This window comes from Pseudomonas sp. RA_15y_Pfl2_54 (assembly GCF_963971015.1).
GTDB classification, from domain to species: Bacteria; Pseudomonadota; Gammaproteobacteria; order Pseudomonadales; family Pseudomonadaceae; genus Aquipseudomonas; species Aquipseudomonas baetica_A.
Genome location: NZ_CAXAPN010000014.1, coordinates 26823 through 48067 on the forward strand (window position 1 = coordinate 26823; position 21245 = coordinate 48067).

Annotated in this window: 8 protein-coding genes; 4 read left to right on the forward strand and 4 right to left on the reverse strand. The window is 61.7% G+C overall.

Features of this window, described 5'->3' with window-relative positions; genetic code table 11:
- Window positions 1-74: 74 nt before the first annotated feature.
- Window positions 75-13073 carry a non-ribosomal peptide synthetase gene (locus tag AACY50_RS12195; protein WP_339538611.1) on the reverse strand — a complete coding sequence of 4333 codons (12999 nt, stop codon included), beginning with the start codon at window positions 13071-13073 and terminating at the stop codon, window positions 75-77.
- Between the two features lie 366 nt (window positions 13074-13439).
- Here AACY50_RS12195 and AACY50_RS12200 point away from each other — a divergent pair, with 366 nt between their 5' ends.
- On the forward strand, window positions 13440-13994 hold the full coding sequence (locus AACY50_RS12200; RefSeq protein ID WP_339431237.1) for an RNA polymerase factor sigma-70: 555 nt from the start codon (window positions 13440-13442) through the stop codon (window positions 13992-13994).
- 137 nt (window positions 13995-14131) lie between these two features.
- On the opposite strand, the gene AACY50_RS12205 is transcribed toward AACY50_RS12200, so the two are convergent.
- The 3 genes from AACY50_RS12205 to AACY50_RS12215 all read right to left on the reverse strand — a co-directional run bounded on the left by AACY50_RS12205 (window position 14132) and on the right by AACY50_RS12215 (window position 16745).
- Window positions 14132-15145 carry a GNAT family N-acetyltransferase gene (locus tag AACY50_RS12205; protein WP_339495689.1) on the reverse strand — a complete coding sequence of 338 codons (1014 nt, stop codon included), beginning with the start codon at window positions 15143-15145 and terminating at the stop codon, window positions 14132-14134.
- Between the two features lie 86 nt (window positions 15146-15231).
- Window positions 15232-16029 (reverse strand): substrate-binding periplasmic protein, encoded by a 798-nt coding sequence (locus tag AACY50_RS12210; RefSeq protein WP_339538612.1) that lies wholly within the window; start codon window positions 16027-16029, stop codon window positions 15232-15234.
- A 92-nt stretch (window positions 16030-16121) separates the two neighbouring features.
- Window positions 16122-16745 carry a TetR/AcrR family transcriptional regulator gene (locus tag AACY50_RS12215; RefSeq protein WP_221729157.1) on the reverse strand — a complete coding sequence of 208 codons (624 nt, stop codon included), beginning with the start codon at window positions 16743-16745 and terminating at the stop codon, window positions 16122-16124.
- A gap of 184 nt (window positions 16746-16929) precedes the next feature.
- Between AACY50_RS12215 and AACY50_RS12220 the strand changes: the two genes are divergently transcribed.
- From AACY50_RS12220 to atuC, 3 genes are read left to right on the forward strand one after another with little or no spacing between them, the layout of a single operon-like run.
- Entirely contained in the window at window positions 16930-18720 is a 1791-nt protein-coding gene (locus AACY50_RS12220) for an acyclic terpene utilization AtuA family protein (RefSeq protein ID WP_339538613.1), read from the forward strand.
- 12 nt (window positions 18721-18732) lie between these two features.
- Window positions 18733-19602, forward strand: coding sequence for an SDR family oxidoreductase (locus AACY50_RS12225; protein WP_339431233.1), 870 nt, complete (start codon window positions 18733-18735; stop codon window positions 19600-19602).
- A 3-nt stretch (window positions 19603-19605) separates the two neighbouring features.
- The gene (atuC, locus tag AACY50_RS12230) at window positions 19606-21222 is read left to right on the forward strand and encodes a geranyl-CoA carboxylase subunit beta (RefSeq protein ID WP_339431232.1); all 1617 of its coding nucleotides are present in this window, start codon (window positions 19606-19608) and stop codon (window positions 21220-21222) included.
- Window positions 21223-21245 lie beyond the last annotated feature (23 nt).

Consider the following 21245-nt stretch of genomic DNA (forward strand, 5'->3'; position numbering starts at 1 on the left):
GTTCGGGGTCGTCAACCTTGAAAATGTACTCGAATGTGGCGGTTGAAGTGTGTTGAGTTCAATGATGCCGGAGACTACAAACCCTCCAGCTGCGCCATCAGATCATTCAAGCGATCCACCTTCTCCTCGGTGATATCGCTGGCCGCCAGCCCCTCAATGTATTCGGCCAGCGCCTCGACCGTGCTGCACTCGAACATCGCCCGCAGCGGCACGTCGCGTTGCAGGGTTTTCTGCACCCGCGAAGCAATCTGCGTGGCCAGCAAAGAATGCCCGCCCAGCTCGAAGAAGTTGTCGCGCACGCCGACCTTCTCGACCTTCAACACCTCAGCCCAAATACCCGCCAGGGTCTGCTCAAGCTCATTGCGTGGCGCCCGATAATCGCGGCTCTGCAACTGACCGATCTCCAGCGCCGGCAACGCTTTGCGATCCAGTTTGCCGTTGCTGTTGAGCGGCAACTGCGCAAGCCACAACCAGTGCAGCGGCACCATGTACTCCGGCAATTCGCTGCGCAGGCGTTGTTTGATGCGCTCCAGACGTTCGTCGGGGTTGAGCGCGCAATCCGCCGCAACCAGATAGCCGACCAAGTGCTTGCCGTTGACGCCCTCCTGCACCCCGACCGCCGCATCGCGCAATTGCGGTTGTTCGTGCAGACGCGCTTCGATCTCACCCAATTCGATCCGGTAACCGCGAATCTTCACCTGATGATCGACGCGGCCGACGTATTCCAGCACGCCATCGCTACGCCGCCGCGCCAGGTCACCGGTGCGATACAGACGCTCGCCCGGCGCACCGAACGGATTCGGTACAAACACCGGCGCAGTGCGCAGCGGATCGCTGACATAACCGCGCCCGACCCCGGTGCCGGCCACGCACAATTCCCCCACCGCACCCAACGGCACCAGTTCCAGCGCGCCATCAAGCAGATACAGCACGTTGTTGTCGGTGGGTGTGCCGATCGGCAGATAGCTGCCGCGAGTCGAGGCCATGTCCACACGGTAGAACGCCACGTCATCGGAACATTCCGCCGGGCCGTAAGCGTTGACCAGACCGATCTGCGGGTAACGCTGCAGCCATTGGTGCGCCAGCTCCGGCGGCATCGCCTCGCCGGTCGGTAGCATCCAGCGCAGACCGTCGAGGCTCAGGTGATCCGAGGCCAGCATGCCCTGAATCAGTGACGGCACGCTCTCCAGCACAGTGATGCCCTGCACCTGCACATGCGCCAGCAAACCTTGCGGATCGTGGGCGATGGTGTTCGGCACGATGTCCACTCGCGCCCCGAACAGCGGCGCGGCGAGGAACTGCCAGACGGAAATGTCGAAGCTTTGCGAAGCGGTCTGCGCGATCACGTCGGCCTCGCTCAAATCGAGGTACGGGCGCTTGCTCAACTGGTTGTTGAGCATGCCGCGCTGTTCGACCATCACACCCTTCGGCAAACCGGTGGAGCCCGAGGTGTAGATCACATAAGCGAGGTTGTCCGGGCCACTGTGAATGCCCGGGTTTTCCATCGACGTCGCCAGGGCCTGAACCTCTTCCCAGACCAACAACCGTGGGCGGTTGGCGCAACTGAATTCGTCCAGCAAGACCTGCGCCTGTTCACGGCACGCCTCGCTGCACACCAGCACCGGCGTGCGGCTCAGTTCGATGATCCGTTGCAGACGCTGACTCGGCAGGCCCGGGTCCAGCGGCAGGTAACCGGCACCGGCCTTGAAGCTGCCGATGATCATGCCCAGCAGATCGAGGTTACGTTCGGCCAGCAACGCCACCGGTTGATCCATCTGCACGCCGGCCGCAACCAGTGCATGACCAAGGCGGTTGGCGTTGTGGTTCAGCGCCTCGTAGCTCAATTGCTGATCGAGATAACGGGCGGCGATGCGTTGCGGATGTTGCGCAACCTGCGCTTCGAACAGCGACACGTAGCTGTGCTCCAACGGATAGTCGTGAGCGCTCTGGTTGCAGCCGTGCAGCAGAAAATCTTGTTCTTCGCGACCCAGCAGCGGCAAATCGGCCATGTCACCATGGAAGCCGTCGATCAGCGCCAGCAGCAGTCGCTTGAACTCGCCGAGCATGCGCTCGACCGTCGATTCGTCGAAATAACGCTGGTCATAAGACAGGTGCAGACCGAGGTCATCGCCCGGGTAGCACACCGCCGTCAGCGGGAAGTTGGTGTGGGTGCGGCCCGAATCCGAGGTTGCATTCAGGCTCTGCGCCCGGTCCAGCACCGAGACTTCCACCGGGGCGTTTTCAAACACGAACAGGCTGTCGAACAGCGGCTGGCCTTTGGGCAATTCGCTCTGTTCCTGAATGTTCACCAGCGGCAGGTATTCGTACTCGCGCAGTTGCATGTTGCTGTCGAGCAAACCACTGAGCCACTGGCGCACGCCACAGCGCTGATCGTCCGCCGGCATCTGCACCCGCAGCGCGACACTGTTAATGAACAGGCCAACGGTGCGTTGCATCTGCGGCATGTCCACCGGACGCCCGGCCACGGTGACACCAAACAGCACGTCACGATCACCGCTCAGGCGTCGCAGCACCAGTGCCCACGCCGCTTGGGCGAAGGTGTTGATGGTCAGTTGGTGGGCCTGCGCCAGCTCACGCAGACGTGCACCGTCCTCGACATTGAGACGGGTGTAGCGGTCGCCGACGATCATGCCGCCGCTGTCACCGGCGTGTTCACGCAGGAACGGCCGGTCGCTGGGGATCGGCGTGGTGCGTTCGAACCCTTGCAGATTCTGCTGCCACCACTGCCGCGCCTCGGCCAGGCTCTGGCGTTGCAACCAAGCGATGTAATCGCGATAGCGCGGCGGCACCGACAACTGTGCTTCGCGGCCCTCGCCGAGGGCGGTGTAGATCTCGAAGAAGTCGTTCATCAACAACGAACGGCACCAGGCATCGATAAGGATGTGGTGGTTGCTCATCATGAACCAGTAACGCGCCGCGCCAACCTTGATCAGACGCAGGTGGAACGGTGCCTGATCGAGCAGATCGAAGCCGGCCTCGCGCTCGCTTTTGAGCAGCGCTTGCAGCTTGGGTTCCTGCTCGGTGTCGGCGATGGCGCTCCAGTCCAGATATTCGATCGGCGTGCGCCCCGGGGTGTGGATCACTTGCAGCATGTCTTCGCCGACGTTCCAGCAGAACGACGCACGCAACGCTTCGTGACGGGCGACCACCGCTTGCCAGGCCTGAGCGAAACGCTCGGGGTCGAGTTCGCTGTTGATGCGATAACGATCCTGCATGTAGTACAGACCGGTGCCCGGTTCGAGCAAGGTGTGCAGGAGCATGCCTTCCTGCATTGGGGTCAGCGGATAGACGTCTTCGATGTGCGCGGCCGGCACCGGCAAGGCATCGAGTTGTGCCTGGGTCAGTTTGGCCAGCGGGAAGTCCGACGGCGTCAGGCCGCCGGCCTCGCTTTGCACGCAGTGAGCGATCAGGCTTTGCAGTTCGCCGAGGTAGGCAGCGGCCAGCTCATTGATGGTCTGCGCGTTGTAACGCTCGTCGCTGAAGGTCCAGCGCAGCAGCAGTTCACCGCCATAGACCTGACTGTCGATGCTCAACTCGTTCGGCAGCGGCGCCTGTGGATCGTGGGCGGCACCGACCGGCTCGTCCAGCGGACGGAACAGCGCATGACTGCCGAAACTCTGGTCGAACTGACCGAGGTAATTGAAGGTGACCGGCGCATTCGGTAACGCCGCCATGCTGCGCTGGCAGACGTCATCGGCCAGATAACGCAGCACACCATAGCCCAGACCTTTGTGCGGCACGGCGCGCAGTTGTTCCTTGATCGCCTTGATCGAAGCGCCCTGCCCGGCAGCCTCTTCGATATTGTGCGGGGTCAGGCGTAATGGATAGGCGCTGGTGAACCAGCCGACGGTGCGGGTCAGGTCGATCTCGTCGAACAGGGTTTCGCGGCCGTGGCCTTCGAGTTGAATCAGCGCCGACGGCTGACCGCTCCAGCGGCACAAGACGCGGGCCAACGCAGTCAGCAGCAGGTCGTTGACCTGAGTGCGATAGGCACGCGGCGCCGCTTGCAGCAGTTGTTGAGTGCGCTCGGCATCGAGTCGCACGCTGACGGTTTGCGCGTGACGATGGTGTTGGTCGCCCTGCGGGTTTTCGCACGGCAGGTCAGCGTTCGGGCCGGCCAGTTGCGACTGCCACCAACTCAATTCTTCACGCAGGGACTCGCTGCCCGCGTAAGCCTGCAAGCGTGCCGCCCAGTCCTTGAAGGCGCTGGTTTTCGCCGGCAGTTTCAGCGACTGCCCGTTGTCGAGTTGGCTATACACGGTTTGCAGATCGTCGAGCAATACCCGCCACGACACACCGTCAACCACCAGGTGATGGATAGCAATAAACAGACGTTGCTGCCCTTGCGGGCCGTCGACCAGCAAAGCGCGCAGCAACGGGCCGTTTTGCAGATCGAGACGGCGCTGGGCATCGGCGAACAGTGCTTCACACTTGTCCATCGACGTGACACGCACCTGCCACAACACGACCGCTTCAGACACGGGCTGATGCGTCGCTTGCCACTCGCCTGCGACTTGGCTGAAACGCAGGCGCAAGGCATCGTGCTGTTCAATCACTGCCCACAGTGCCTGCTCCAGACGATGAGGTTCCAGCCTCACGGTCGGTTCCAGCAACAACGCCTGGTTCCAGTGCTGACGCTCAGGGATGTCCGTGTCGAAAAACCAGTGCTGGATTGGCGTCATTGGCGACTCGCCAACAACCCGACCTTGTTCGGCCGTCACCTGCTGCGTGCGACTGGCCACAGCGGCCAGCGTCTGCACGGTCTGGTGCTGGAACAGATCACGCGGGCTGAAATGAATACCCTGCTGTCGCGCACGACTGACCACTTGAATCGACAGGATCGAGTCGCCGCCGAGTTCGAAGAAGTTGTCGTTGAGACCGACCCGTTCGACGTTGAGCACGTCGCACCAGATCTGTGCCAGGGTCTGCTCCAGTTCACTGTTGGGGGCGACGTAGTCCTGACGATTGAGCTCCGGATCCGGCGCCGGCAAGGCGCGGCGGTCGAGTTTGCCATTGGCCGTCAGCGGCATGCTTGCCAGCAGAATCAGGTGCGTCGGCACCATGTAATCCGGCAGTTTTGCCTTCAGATGCGACTTGAGGGCTTCACGCAGTTCGGCCTGTCTGGCTTCGACTTGATCGGCAAGCGCCGTCACCAGATAGGCCACCAATTGCTGACCGCTCGGTGTGTCCAGTGCCAGCACCACCGCTTCACGGATCGCGTCGTGATCGAGCAAGCGCGTTTCGATTTCGCCCAACTCGATACGGAAACCACGGATTTTCACCTGATGGTCGATGCGCCCCAAGTACTCCACCAGACCGTCGGAGCGCTGGCGCACCAGGTCGCCGGTGCGGTACATGCGTGCGCCATCGGTCGCAAACGGATCAGCGACAAAGCGTTCGGCGGTGATGCCCGCACGGTCGTGATAGGCCTGAGCCAGTCCCGCGCCGCCAACGAACAATTCACCCGTCGCGCCTTGCGGCACCAGCGCCAGACCGGCGTCGAGAATGTAAGCGACGCGCGCGCCGATCACGCTGCCGATCGGCACGCTGCCGGCGCCTTCTTCCAGCACCTGGGGAGCGAGACTCGCCAGCGGCATGACCACGGTTTCGGTCGGGCCATAAGCGTTGAAGAACAGGCTCGGTTTGAACGCTGCACGAATGCGCTGCAGGTGTTCGCCGGTCAACGCTTCGCCACCGGTGATGATCATGCGCACCGGGAGGATGTCGTTTTGCGTCGCCAGCCATTGCGCCAACTGGCTGCCATAGCTGGGGGTAAAGCCAAGAACGTTGATGCGATGACGGCGAATCAGCCCGCAGATTTCTTGCGCATCCCACTGCCCTTGCGCCCGCAGCACAACGTGCGCACCGCTGAGCAACGGCACCAGCAGACGCTCGGTGGCGGCGTCGAAGTTGATCGAATAGAAGTGCAGCTCGCAGTCATCCGCACGCATGCCAAAACGCTCGATTACCGCGAGGCAGTGCATGACAATTTCACCGTGACTGACCACTACGCCTTTCGGTTTGCCGGTCGAGCCCGAGGTGTAAATCAGGTACGCCTGATGTTGCGGCAGGCTAATGAAGGGCAGCTCGGTGGCCGGGTAATCGGCCAGTGCGGCGCGATCATCCTCCAGGCACCAGCGCGCCACGCTCGACGGCAATGAGCCCAGGGCTTTGAACAGGGCGCGGTCACTGAGCAGCAGCCCGATGCGGCTGTCTTCGATCATGTAATGCAGACGATCGAGCGGGTATTCCGGGTCCAGCGGCACATAAGCGCCGCCGGCCTTGAGGATCGCCAGCAGGCCGATGACCATTTCCAGCGAACGCTCCAGCGCCAGACCAACCCGCACTTGCGGCCCGACGCCGCGCTCACGCAGCGCCCAGGCCAGACGATTGGCGCGGGCATCGAGTTCGCTGTAGCTCAGGGTCTGTCCGGCGAAAGTCAGGGCCGGTGCGTCTTTTCGCGCCAAAGCCTTTTCGGCGAACAGGTGATGGATGCACTGATCAAGGCGATGCTCGCCCGGCTCCACGCCGAGGCTGTCGAGCAATCGCTGGCGTTCAGGTTGATCGAGTAGCGGCAGTTCGCTGAGGCGTTGTTGCGGATCGGCGATCAGTGCTTCGAGCAGGTTGCACCAATGTCTGGCCATGCGTGCGATGGTCGGCTCATCGAACAAATCCGTGCTGTAGGTCAGGCAGCAACCGAGGCGATGGTCCAGATCGGTGACTTCCAGATTGAGGTCGAACTTGGTCGCCCGTGCATCGTTGGCCAGGTACTCGACAGTCATGCCGGCGAGCGTGCGGCTCTGTTGGAACTCCCAGCGCTGCACGTTGCACATCACCTGGAACAGCGGGTTGTACGCGGCGCTGCGCGGTGGCTGCAAGGCCTCGACCAGATGATCGAACGGCAGGTCCTGATGCGACTGGCCTTCGATCACCGTATGGCGAACCTGGTCGAACAACTCGCCGACCGACATCTGCCCGTCGAGCTGGCACCGCAGCACCTGCGTGTTGAGGAACGCACCGATCAGCCCTTCGCTTTCCGGACGAATACGGTTGGCAACCGGCGCGCCGATGCGCAGATCGGTCTGGCCGCTGTAGCGGTAGAGCAGCGTGGCGAGGGCGGCGGTCATGGTCATGAACAGGGTCAGACCGTTTTGCGCATTGAACGCCCGAACCCGAGCGGCGAGACCGTCGCTCAGATCGAAGCGAAACAGTTCACCCTGATGGCTTTGCACTGGCGGGCGCGGACGGTCGCCCGGCAATTCCAGCAGCGGATGTTCGCGGCCCAATTGCGCCGTCCAGTAGTCGAGTTGGCGCTGACGCTCGCCGGACTCCAGCCAGTCGCGCTGCCAGACGCTGTAGTCGAGGTATTGCACCGGCAGCGGCTCGAGCGGCGAATCGCGGTCATCGACGAACGCCTCGTACAACGCGCTGAGTTCGCGGGCAAAGATGTCCATCGCCCAGCCTTCGGTGACAATGTGGTGCAGGGTCAGGACGAAGTAATGTTCCTGATCGGCAGTCTTGACCAGGCAGGCGCGCAGCAACGGACCGGTTTCCAGGTCGAACGGCAGGTGCGCCTCTGCGTCGGCCAGTAGCTGGACGTTTTGCTCACGCACCTCAGCGGCGAGTTGGGAGAAATCCTTCCAGCCCATGCGTACACCGGTTTGGGCATGCACTTGCTGACGGGCCACGCCGTCGACGCTGGGGAACGTGGTGCGCAGGGTTTCGTGGCGCAGGATCAGCGCCTGCAATGCCGCCTCGAAATGCTCGACATGCAACACGCCCCGCAGGCGAGCCATGCCGCCGACGTTGTACGCCGGGCTGTCCGGTTCCATTTGCCAGAGGAACCACATGCGTTGCTGTGAGTAGGACAGCGGCACCGACTGACGGCGATCAACTTCAGCAATCGGCGGTTGTCGGTTGGTGCGGCCACTGACCTGGATCAGGCGAATCTGCTCGGCGAAATCGCCGAGTTCGCTGTGTTCGAACAAGGCGCGCAACGGCAGTTCGACGTCGCAGGCCTGACGAGTACGCGAGATGATTTGCGTGGCCAGCAACGAGTGGCCGCCGAGGGCGAAGAAATCGTCGCGCAGACCGATTTTCGCCAGACAGAGCACTTCGCGCCAAATGCCGGCGATCTGTTGCTCAAGCGCAGAGACCGGTTCGACGTGTTCGCGCACTTGCCATTGCGGCGCTGGCAAGGCGCGGCGATCGAGTTTGCCGCTTGGGCTCAGGGGCATTTCGTCCAGACGCATCAGTTGCGCCGGAACCATGTATTGCGGCAGTTCGGCGGCCAATGCGGTTTTCAGGCGAATGATCTGCGCGTCCTGCTTTTCGCGGCCATCAAGGGCCGTGAAATAGCCAATCAGTTGCGCACCGGCGGCGGTCTCGCGCACCTGCACCACGGCTTGGGCAACGCCGTCCTGAGCGAGCAGACGCGCTTCGATTTCTTCCGGTTCTACGCGAAAACCGCGCAGTTTGACCTGCTGATCGAGACGGCCGAGGTATTCGATCACTCCATCCGACGTCCAGCGAGCGCGGTCGCCAGTGCGGTACAGCCGCGCGCCCTGCTCGCCCAATGGATCGGCCACGAAACGTTCGGCGGTCAGTGCCGGGCGGGCGAGATAACCACGGGCCAGACCGCTACCGCTGATGCACAGTTCACCGGGTACACCGGCCGGTACTGGATTGAGATCGGCGTCGAGCACACGGCAGACCACATTGCCCAGCGGTCGGCCAATCGGCGAGCGCTCGCCATCGGCGCGGGTGCAATGCCAATGGGTGACGTTGATCGCGGTTTCGGTCGGGCCATAACGGTTGTGCAGTTGCACCGCCGGCCATTGCGCGAGCACGCGGTTGCGCAGCTCCGCCGGCAAGGCTTCACCGCCAGAGAAGACCCGGCGCAGGCTGGTGCACTCGGCGCTGAGTGGCTCGTCGATAAACAACGCCAGCAGCGGCGGCACGAAGTGCAGCGTGGTCACGCCGTACTGCTGGACCAGTTGGGCGATGCGATGCGGATCGCGGTGCTCGCCGGGGCCGGCGATCAGCAAACGGGCACCGGTGATCAGCGGCCAGAAGCACTCCCACACCGACACGTCGAAACTGATCGGCGCTTTGTGCATCAGCACGTCGGTTTCGTTGAGGCGATAGCTGTTCTGCATCCACTGCAAACGTTCAGCGAGCGCCGCGTGGGTGTTGCCGACGCCTTTGGGTTGGCCGGTGGAACCGGAGGTGTAAATCACGTAGGCAAGGTTGTCGCCGTGCAGGCACAGACCCGGTGCCTGGCTTGGCCAGTTCTCCAAATGCAGCGCGTCCATGGCGATGACGCTGACACCCTCGCTGGCCGGCAAGCGGTCGAGCAGTGCGGTCTGGGTCAGCAGCAGTTCAACGCCGCTGTCGCTGAGCATGTAGGCCAAGCGATCGGCCGGATAATCCGGGTCCAGCGGCACGTAGGCGCCGCCTGCCTTGATGATCGCCAGCAGGCCGATCAACAGTTGCGGCGAACGCTCGGCGGCGATGGCCACGCAGACATCCGGGCCAACGCCTTTATCGCGCAGGTAATGCGCAAGGCGGTTGGCTTGTGTGTGCAACTGGGCAAAGTCGAGGCTGCCACCGTCCCAGATCAGTGCGCTGCGCTCGGGGGTCTGGCGTGCCTGTTCATTGAGCAGTTCCGGCAGCCATTGTTGCGCCGCAGTACACGGCGCAATGCTCCACTGTTGCTGTTGATCGTGCTCGGCGGCAGCCAACAGTTGCAGGTCGCCGATGGCTTGTTGCGGACGTTCACAGACCTCACGCAACACGTTGCTGAAATGCTCGGCCAGACGCTCGATGGTCGCGGCGTCAAACAGCTCATTGGCGTAGTCGAAGGACAGGGTCAGGCGCCCGTTGCGGTCTTCTTCGCTGTGCAGTTGCAGGTCGAACTTGGCTTCGCGGCTGTGCCACGGCAGTTCCTCGGCGAGCAGACCCGGCAGACGTTTGAGCGCACTCAGATCGCGTTGCTGGTGGTTGAACATGACCTGGAACAGGCCTTGCTCACGGGCCTGCGGGAAGGCTTCGAGCAGTTGTTCGAACGGCAGATCCTGATGGGCCTGGGCACCGAGTACGGCGTGGCGGGTCTGGGCCAGCAATTGGACAAACGACGAGCGCGAATCGACTTCCGCGCGCAGCACTTGGGTGTTGATGAAGAAGCCAATCAGGCCCTGGGTTTCCAGGCGCGGACGGTTGGCATTGGGCACGCCGATGCGAATATCACGCTGGCCGCTGTAGCGGTGCAACAGACTCTGGAAGGCCGAGAGCAGCAGCATGAACGGCGTCGCTTCGTGCGCCTGCGCGGTGTTGCGGATCGCTTCGCTGAGGCTGACGCTCAGACGCACCGTGTGTCGTGCGGCGCTATGAAGTTGCTGAGCCGAGCGCGGATGATCGGTGGCCAGTGCCAGGGTCGGATGCTCATCGCCCAACTGCGCTTTCCAGTACGCCAGTTGCCGCTCGCCCTCGCCTTGCGCCAGCCATTGACGCTGCCAACTGCCGTAGTCGGCGTACTGAGTAGGCAACGACGCGAGACGGGCGGTAGCACCTTGGGAGGCGGCGGCATACAGGCGCGAGAACTCATCGATCAGCACGTTCAGCGACCAGCCATCAGCGATGATGTGATGCATCGTCACCAGCAGTTGGTGGTCTTCGTCATCGAGACGAATCAGCTTCACCCACAGCAACGGACCTTTTTGCAGATCAAAGGGAGTGCGCGCTTCGTCCTCGCGGATTTGTTGCGCACGGGTTTCACGCGCATGCAATGGCAGATCGCTGATGTCGATCCGTTGCAGGTTGAATTGAGCCGTCACATCGACTTGCTGCAGGGCCACGCCGTCACGTTCGAAGAAGCGCGTGCGCAGGGATTCGTGGCGTTCGATCAGTTGCTCAAAGCTGCGGCGCAAGGCGTCTTCGTCCAGCTCACCGCGCAAACGCAAGGCACCGGGAATGGTGTAAGCGCTGCTTTGCGGGTCCAGTTGCCAGGTGATCCACAAACGATTTTGTGCCAGCGATTGCGCCATCGGCTCAGTGCGCGGCACAACGGCGATTGCGCCCTGAGCGTGGCCGCCATCTTCTTGCTGTTGCGCCACGGCGGCGGCAAAAGCAGACAGGGTCGGCGCTTCAAACAGCAGGCGCAGGTTCAGTTCCAGGCCGAGTGCTTCGCGAACACGGGCGATCACTTGGGTGGCGGCGATGGAGTTACCGCCGAGCAGGAAGAAGTGATCGTCGTTGTTGACCTGTTTGACGTTCAATTGCTCGGCCCAGATGTGGCCGATCAGGGCTTGCAGGTCAGTGGTTGGCACGGCCGGTTCGGTGCTTGAGGCTGCAGCCGAAGGGAACACCGCGTAGCTGTCGAGGCTGCCATCGGCCAGACGAAGGCGGCAGGCCGAGCGCTGAAGTTTGCCGCTGGACGTCTTCGGCAACGCGCCCGGATTGAGCAGCACCACCACGCTCGGTGCTTGCTGACAAGCCTCGGCCACCGCTTGGCGAATCGCGTTGATCAGCGCTTCGGGCGCCAGGACTTTCTGCACGCTGCGGCTGATTTCTGCGGCAATGCCGATGCCCTCTTCGCCATCCTGGCTGACCGCAAACGCGGCCACGCGCCCCTTGCGCACCACTTCCACTTCGCGCTCGACGATTTGCTCAATGTCCTGCGGATACAGGTTGTGACCGCGCACGATCAGCATGTCTTTCAAACGACCGGTGATGAACAGCTCACCGTCGCGGATGAAACCCAGGTCACCCGTGCGCAGCCAGGTGCGACCGGCGTGCTGAACGAAGGTCTTGGCACTGGCCTCGGGGTTGCGCCAATAGCCCTGAGCAATGCTCGGGCCGGCCGCCCAGACTTCACCGACGGCGTTATCGGCAAGTGCTTCAAGACGGGCGGGGTCGACGATCAGCACCGCATGTTCCGGCTGACTGATGCCACAACTCATGATCGGGCTGCCGTCACCCGGCTCGGCGCGGTTTTGTGCCAGCGCCTGATCGTCCACGCGCAGCGCAGCAATGCCCGTGCCGCGCGGTGTGCCGGCGACAAACAGTGTGGCTTCGGCCAGGCCGTACGAGGCCATGAAACTGTCTTCACTGAAACCGCACACGGTGAACTTTTCGGCGAAACGTTGCAGGGTGTCGAGGCGGATCGGCTCGGAGCCGGAATACGCCACACGCCAGCGGCTCAGGTCGAGACGCTCAAGCGCCGATTCGCTGACCCGTTCGCTGCACAAGCGGTAAGCGAAATCCGGCCCGCCGCTGATGGTGCCGCCGTATTGGCTGATCGCTTCGAGCCAGCGCAACGGCCGGCCGAGGAAGTACGCCGGCGACATCAGGATGCACGGCACACCGCTGAAAATCGGCTGGAGCAAACCGCCAATCAGCCCCATGTCGTGGTACAGCGGCAGCCAACTGACGATCACGTCGTCGGGGTTCACGTCGATGCCAAAACCGTGTCGGATCAGCAATTCGTTGGCCACCAGATTGCCGTGACTGACTTGCACGCCTTTGGGCAACGCGGTGGAGCCGGAGGTGTATTGCAGGAAGGCGATGTGATCCGGCGACAGGGTCGGTTCAACCCAACGCTCGGCCAGAGTGTTGTCGAGGGTGTCGACGCACAGCAACGGCGGCGCCCCTTCGATCTGCTGCAAGGCGTCACGCAGATCTGCGCTGGTCAGCAACAGACGCGGTTCGGCGTCGGCGATGATCGACAGCAATCGCGCCTGATGGTGACGACGGGCAGACTCCGGTGGATAGGCCGGTACCGCGATCACCCCCGCGTACAGACAACCAAAGAACGCCGCGACGTAATCCGGGCCGCTGGGAAACAACAGTACCGCACGATCACCGAACCCGGCTTCGGCCTGCAACGCGGCAGCAATGCTGCGTGCACGCTGATCGAGTTCGCGATAACTGAGCACCACAGCCTGCTCTTCGTTTTCGGCGAGAAAACGCAAGGCCAGTCGATCCGGCGTCAGGGCCGCGCGGCGCTGGAGGGCGTGGACCAGGGTGCTAGGGAGTTCGAACGCGTCGGTCATTGGGTGTCCTGCCTGAATTCGGCTTGCTAGTGGAATCGGGTTGCTGCGTCACGCCCTTCGAGGGCATGCAGGGCGCGGTCTACGCCGACCACGCAAGGCATGGGAATACTGTCTGGCCGGGGTGGTGACCCCGCAACCATTCACCAATGAGAACGGACGACGTCTTGAAATAATTAGTCGCCAAGCGGGCTAGCCAATGGCGCCGGGGTGCGGCGGCGTGTCGCACCTCCCAGACCGCACCCTCATGGATCATTAATTCTCTTTCTCAATTGACAATCATTATCATTCAACATAATTTGTCGCTCGATGTGTAGGACGCCCCTCCCCCAGGCGCCCCACTAACCTATTGGCAGCAAGGTGATTTCCATGACGGAACAAGTATCCACAGGCAGGTGCGATTCACCGCTACTTCAGGCCTTTGTCGACAACCGACTGATTCTGGTCAAAATTGCAGCGCGCATTACCGGCTGCCGATCGCGGGCCGAAGACGTGGTGCAGGATGCGTTTTTCCGACTGCAATCGGCGCCACAGATCACCTCGTCGATCAAGGCTCAACTGAGCTACCTGTTCCAGATCGTGCGCAACCTGGCCATCGATCACTACCGCAAACAGGCGTTGGAGCAGAAGTATTCCGGCCCTGAAGAGGAAGGGCTGAACGTAGTCATTCAGGGTGCTTCGCCAGAAATCTCGCACATCAACTTCTCGACCCTGGAACACATCGCCGACGCCCTGACCGAGCTGCCCAGCCGCACTCGCTATGCGTTCGAGATGTACCGCTTGCACGGTGTGCCGCAAAAGGACATCGCCAAGGAACTCGGCGTTTCGCCGACCCTGGTCAACTTCATGATTCGTGATGCGCTGGTGCACTGCCGCAAGGTCTCGGGCAGTCGTCGGGATGCCGTGGCGGTGGGTCGTCGCTAACCCGCAGAGTTTTCAGCGCTCCCAATCGCGAGCAGGCTAGCTTCCATACTGGATTTGTCTTGTTCATCAAACCCATGTGGACGCGAGCCTGCTCACGAAGGCGGCCTCTGGATCACTCAGATCCTGAGGCCCGATCATCAAGCCAATGTGCACCGATCAAAAAACCGCTCACGCCCCAGAATCATCAGCGCTGCGCGTTTGTGCGGGAAGTCGAACTCTTTCTCGCAATGAAAGCACTGGTTCTGCATATGGCCGATCATCTTCGCGTTGTCTGCACGGGGTTCAGCGACCACCCGTTGAGTGCGCGGATCATCGAGAAACAGGTAATGCACCAGCGCCGATAACCAACTCGCCACTTTGTGCGGGCCACGGTGATCTTCCTCCCCTACCAGCATGTGAATGCCGCGATCGTAATTGTCCGCGTCGTAGAACGGTGCAATGCGATCCTCCTTGGCCCAATAGGCTTCGAAATAGGCAAACGGCTGATCATCGAAACAACCGATCAGGGTCAGGGTGTGCGGGTCGGTGTCAAGCTTGGTCAGGTAGTCGCGATGCTGTTCAAGGCTGCCCTCTTCCTGCCAGAAACTGGCCACCCGCGGACTGTTCTGCCAGCGATTGAAGCGCGGCAGGTCTGCTTCGATTTCGACGGTACGCAGGGAAATCCAAGCGCCCAGACGCGCATCAAAACGCCGATAAACCTCGCCGCGCGGCTTCACCGGTCGCAACGGATGGCGCTTGCCAGCGCTGACAACCATTTGCTGCGGATAGCTGCCAGTCAGCGAAGCGCCGAGCCACGGTTGCGGCAGTTGCCAGAACAGCGTGCGTTCGCAGCGGTATTCACCCGCCACGTCGGTGCTCACCAGCAAACCGCTGAGCAAGGCCTGCGTCGGTGGCTGATCCAGTTGCCAAGTCAATTGCTGGCACTGCGGGTCCCGCGCGAACAGCCAGTAACAGGCAGCCCACAGCGCCTGGCCTGGCGGCAGGGCAAAACGCTCATCGATCTGGATCGGCCCCTTGGCCTCGCGATCCAGACGCAGGCGAATCAACGGTTGCCCGTCCAGACTCAGGCTCAGACGGCTTTCGGTTGCATCGGCTACCAATTGGCTGCCCGATGGCAAGGCCAGGGCAGTCAGGTCATTCAGATTGGACATGGGTCGGGCTCACGGTAATCGTTGACAGTTAAACGATGGAACGTGAGCCAAGAGGGGAAATTTAGGTTTGGAGGTCAATCAGTGCCTCAGTGATGAGGCACTGGCACCACGGCAATCTGGTACGGCTGGAAAATCTTCAGCATCTCGCCGTTGTCGCGCAAACCCTGTAGCAGCTTGCCGAACGCTTCGCCACTGATCGGCGCGGTCGGGCGAAGAATGGCGTAGTGGTGATAGACCTGATCAATGCGTTGCGACACCAACAACTCATCGCGCACCTTTTCGTTACGCAGCAGGTAATCACTCAAATAGGAGCGGGTCACCAGCGCGATATCCGCCCGCCCGCGCAGCACCATCAGCAGGTTGCTGTCGTGGGAATAGGTGAGCGTGGCGTTGAAATGCTGCGTGAGGAATTTTTGGTCGGCGTTGAAGTTGGCAAATTCGTAGTGATAACCACTGAACAACGCCAGGCGTTTGCCGGTGAGGTCGGCAAAGTAGTTCTGCTGGCGACCCTCCTCGCGCTGCGCGACGAAGATCTCGGCATCTTCAAGGCCCATGTCGACGTCGGTGTGGGGAATCTCCTTCCAGCCCCAATCAGGGTTCTCGAAGATTGCCATGTCGATCCGGCCTTGCTTGAAATCGCCGAAACGTCGGGGAATCGACGTCGGCACAAGCACGAACTGATAGTCGCTTTGCAGGCGATTAAGCGCCTCAACCAACTGGGGTAACAGACCGGTATCGGCACCGTTTTCCGGGCGAACGGTGTAAGGCGGAAAATGCGCCGCGCCGACCCGAACCAATTGCGCTGCCTGAGCGGGCAATACCCATAGTGCAGCCAGCACTGCGAGCGCTAACCCCGCGACTGTCCGAATTGGCGAAAACTTCAAAACACCCCACTCCCCGAAAAAATATCGATCAATGCATTCAAGCTAGGCGGTTTTGCCCAGTTAGCCAGTTTCCCGGACGGATAGAAAGCGCCTCAACGCTCTTCGAGGACCAGAATCAGGGCTTCATCCGCCAACTGATCAAGGCTCAAACTGCCACCCGCGCGAAACCAAGTGGTCGTCCAGGACAGTGCGCCAGTGAGGAAACGTCGGGTAATAAAAACATCGCCGCGGATAAACCCGGCGTCCTTGGCCTCACCGAGCACTTGCAGCCAGATGTCTTCATAGACATCGCGCAACGCGAGAACCTTGGCCTGACCTTCCTCGGACAAAGAGCGCCATTCATAGACCAGCACCGCCATCGCTTCGCCGCTGCCGCCCATGATCGACTGCAACTCGCAACGGATCAGCGCCAACACCCGCTCACGCACGCTGGTCGCTTCGGCGAGCGCTGCGCGCATCAACGCGGTGTTGTAACGAATGGTTTCTTCCATCACGGCACGGAGAATTTCATCTTTGCTTTTGAAGTGATGAAAAATGCTGCCCGACTGAATCCCCACCGCGCCGGCCAGATCGCGCACCGTGGTGCGTTCATAGCCTTTATTGCGGAACAGATGAGCCGCCACCTGCAGCAGTTTGCCGCGAGCGCTGTCCGGGTCGGTCAACTGGCCTGCATCGACCAATTCGCGCATGACCCTGAGGGCTTTTTGCTCGTCCACCCGTTCTCTCCTACAGTCGATCAGTCTGTTGCCCCCTGAAACCGCAGGGTTGCGCGCAATTTAAGCCGCTGGCGACGACCAAGCAAGCGCTCGGGCAGAAGATAGTTTCAAGTGTTTACAAACCAAGCGCTTGCTTGGTAGCCTCCAGACACTTCTGTCGCAGGTTCCTGAGTCGGAGATAAAAATGCCAACCACCGTCCGCATCGGATGCGCCAGTGCCTTCTGGGGTGACACGTCGACCGCCGCCGCTCAGCTTGTGGCAGGAGGACGCCTGGATTATCTGGTGTTCGATTACCTGGCCGAGATCACCCTGTCGATCATGGCTGGCGCACGCATGAAAGACCCACAGACCGGATTCGCCAGCGACTTCATCGACGTGCTGACGCCGCTACTGCCGCAACTGGCCGAGCAGAAAATCCGTGTCATCAGTAATGCCGGCGGGGTCAACCCGCTGGCTTGCGCCGCCGCCCTGCAAGCCGCCTGTGACAAGGCTGGCACTGCGCTGAAAATCGCCGTGCTGCTGGGCGATGACCTGCAACCGCAACTCAAGTCACTCACCGGCCAAGGCATCACCGAGATGTTCAGCGGCGCCCCGCTGCCACCAATGTGCGTGTCGACCAACGCCTACCTCGGCGCACCGGGCATTGTCGAGGCACTGCGCCTGGGCGCCGACATCGTCATCACCGGGCGGGTGGTCGACAGTGCCGTGGTCAGTGCAGCGCTGGTGCACGAGTTCGGCTGGTCGTGGCATGACTACGACAAACTCGCCCAAGCCGCGCTGGCCGGGCATATCATCGAATGCGGTGCGCAATGTACCGGCGGTAATTTCACCGATTGGCGCGATGTTCCGGATTACGAGCACATCGGCTTCCCGATCGTAGAGGTCAGCGCCGACAGCCAATTCATCGTCAGCAAGCCCGAGGGCTCCGGCGGACTGGTCACGCCGCTGACCGTCGGCGAACAGTTGCTCTATGAAATCGGCGATCCACAGGCGTATCTGTTGCCCGATGTGGTCTGCAATTTCAGTCAGGTCAAACTACAGCAGCAGGGCAAAAACGGGGTGCATGTACAGGGTGCCAAAGGCCTGCCGCCCAGTGACAAATACAAAGTCAGTGCCACGTACCCGGACGGTTTTCGCTGCACCGCCAGTTGCCTGATCGCCGGCATTGACGCGGTGGCAAAGGCACGCCGCATCGGTCAGGCCATTATCGACAAGACTGCGCAGATGTTCAGCCAGCGTGGCTGGATGCCCTACAGCGAAACCAGCCTCGAACTGCTCGGCAGTGAAGCCACTTATGGCCCCCATGGCCAGCGTCGCGACACGCGAGAGGTGGTGATCAAACTGGCTGTACGCCATCCGAACAAGCAAGCGCTGATCCTGTTCTCCCGGGAGATCGCCCAGGCTGCCACGGGCATGGCGCCGGGGCTCACCGGCATCGTCGGTGGCCGGCCGACGGTGTACCCGGTCATTCGTCTGTTCTCGTTCCTGATCGATAAAAGTGCCTGCACCCTGCAAATCGACCAGGCCGGTGAGCGACACCCCTGCGCCCTGCCCGCATTGATTGCTCTCGACAGCCAGAACCTGCCCATCGCCGATCAACCACCAAAACCTGAGGGCCGCGCCGACGCCAGCGTCGCGTTGGTGAAACTCGCCGTGGCGCGCTCTGGCGACAAGGGCAACCACAGCAACATCGGTGTGATGCCGCGCAAGCCTGAATACCTGCCATGGATCGCTGAAGCGCTGACCCCAGCGGTCATCGTCGACTGGATGAGCCACGTCCTCGACCCGCTCCACGGTCGGGTCGAACGCTGGTACCTGCCGGGCACCCACAGTTTGAATTTTCTCCTGGAAAACGCTCTCGGCGGCGGTGGCGTGGCCAGTCTGCGTATCGATCCGCAAGGCAAAGCCTTCGCCCAGCAACTGCTGGAAATCCAGATCCCGGTGCCGCAGAGCATCGCCGAACAGCTCGACTAGAGGATTGTTTGCATGGCTTACGCGTCGATTTTCAGAGCCGATCTGTTCAGCGGCCAAACCATCATCGTCACTGGCGGCGGCAGCGGCATCGGTCGCTGCACCGCCCATGAACTGGCGGCGCTCGGTGCCAAGGTGCTGCTGGTCGGACGCAAACCTGAAAAGCTGCAGAAGGTGGCCGCCGAAATCGCCGAGGACGGTGGCCGTGCACACTGCAAGGCTTGCGATATTCGCGATGAAGAGGCGGTGAAGGAATTGGTCAAGGTGCTGATCGCCGAGCACGGGCCGATCCACGGTTTGGTCAACAATGCCGGCGGTCAGTACCCGTCACCGCTGGCGTCGATCAATCAGAAAGGTTTCGAAACCGTGCTACGCACCAATCTGGTCGGCGGTTTCCTGATGGCCCGGGAAGTGTTCAACCAGTCGATGAGCAAACACGGTGGCAACATCGTCAACATGCTCGCCGACATGTGGGGCGGCATGCCCGGCATGGGCCACTCGGGCGCCGCGCGTTCAGGCATGGACAACTTCACCAAAACTGCCGCCTTCGAGTGGGGATACGCCGGGGTGCGAGTCAACGCGGTCGCGCCGGGCTGGATCGCCTCCAGTGGCATGGACACCTACGAAGGGGCGTTCAAAGCGGTGATCCCGACCCTGCGTGAACATGTGCCGCTCAAGCGCATCGGCACCGAATCGGAAGTCAGCGCGGCGATTGTGTTTCTGCTAAGCCCGGCAGCGGCATTCATCAGTGGCAGCACGCTGAAAATCGATGGTGCCGCCAGCATCGGCTGCCGTGCATGGCCGTTGCACAAGGCGACCCACAGTGACTCATTCAACGGTTTCCACCGCGCTTACCTTCCCGACGTTTTGCAGGACAAGGAGTAAGCCATGGCGCAGATCCAGTCCCAACTCGACCCGCACAGCGAGGCATTCGCCCGCAACCGCGCAGCAATGCTCGCCGCCATCGAACACGTCCAGCAACTGGAACAGAACCTGTTGAACAAGGCCGCCGAAGCCAAGCCGAAATTCGACAAGCGCGGCCAACTGCTGCCCCGAGAACGCCTGAACCTGCTGCTCGACCCCGGCGCGCCGTTTCTCGAACTGGCCAGCCTCGCCGGTTACAAACTGCACGACGACAAGGATGGCAGCGCGGCCGGTGGCGGCTTGATTGCCGGCATCGGTTACGTGTCTGGCATTCGTGCGCTGGTGGTGGCGAACAACAGTGCGATCAAGGGCGGCACGATCTCACCCAGCGGTCTGAAAAAATCCCTGCGCCTGCAACAGATCGCTCAGGAGAACAAACTGCCGGTCATCACCCTCGCCGAAAGCGGTGGCGCCAACCTCAATTATGCCGCGGAGATTTTCGTCGAAGGCGCACGCAGTTTTGCCAATCAGGCGCGGATGTCGGCCATGGGTTTACCGCAGATTACCGTCGTACACGGCTCGGCCACGGCTGGCGGCGCGTACCAACCGGGGTTGTCGGATTACGTGGTGGTGGTGCGCGGCAAGGCCAAGCTGTTTCTTGCCGGCCCCCCTTTGCTTAAAGCCGCCACAGGCGAGGTGGCCACGGATGAAGAATTGGGCGGCGCCGAGATGCACGCGCAAGTTGCCGGGACTGCCGAATACCTGGCCGAAAACGATGCCGACGGGGTACGCCAGGTGCGCGAAATCCTGCGCATGCTGCCGTGGAACGAGCAACTGCCGTGGTTGCCGGAACCGCAATATAAAGAGCCGCTCTACCCCATCGACGAGTTGCTGGGGCTGATACCGGACGACCCGAAAAAGCCCTACGACGTGCGCGAAATCATCGCGCGCATCGCTGACGAATCCTGCTTCCTCGAATTCAAAGGCGAATTCGATCAGCAAACCCTTTGCGGCCAATTGAAAATTCAGGGGCGCGCCTGCGGGTTCATCGGCAACAACGGCCCGATCACCCCCAACGGCGCGAGCAAAGCGGCGCAATTCATTCAACTGTGCGATCAGAGCCAGACACCGCTGCTGTTCTTCCACAACACCACAGGCTTCATGGTCGGCACCGAGTCGGAGCAGCAAGGCGTGATCAAACACGGCTCGAAACTCATTCAAGCCGTGGCCAATGCCAGGGTGCCTAAACTGACGATTGTCGTGGGCGGCTCCTACGGCGCCGGCAACTACGCGATGTGCGGGCGCGGTCTCGATCCGCGCTTCATTTTCGCCTGGCCCAACAGCCGCACGGCCGTGATGGGTGGGGCTCAGGCGGGTAAAGTCCTGCGCATCGTCACCCAAGCCAAGCAGCTCAAGGACGGCCTGACGCCTGATCCGAAAATGCTCGACATGCTCGAACAGGCCACCGCACAGAAACTCGACAGCCAATCCACCGCCCTCTACGGCAGCGCCAACCTGTGGGACGACGGGCTGATCGACCCCCGCGATACGCGCACCCTGCTGGGCTACTTGCTGGATATTTGCCACGAAGCCGACCTCCGCGCCCTGCAACCCAACAGCTTCGGCGTCAGCCGGTTCTGATCGCCACGGATCTTACGGAGAAC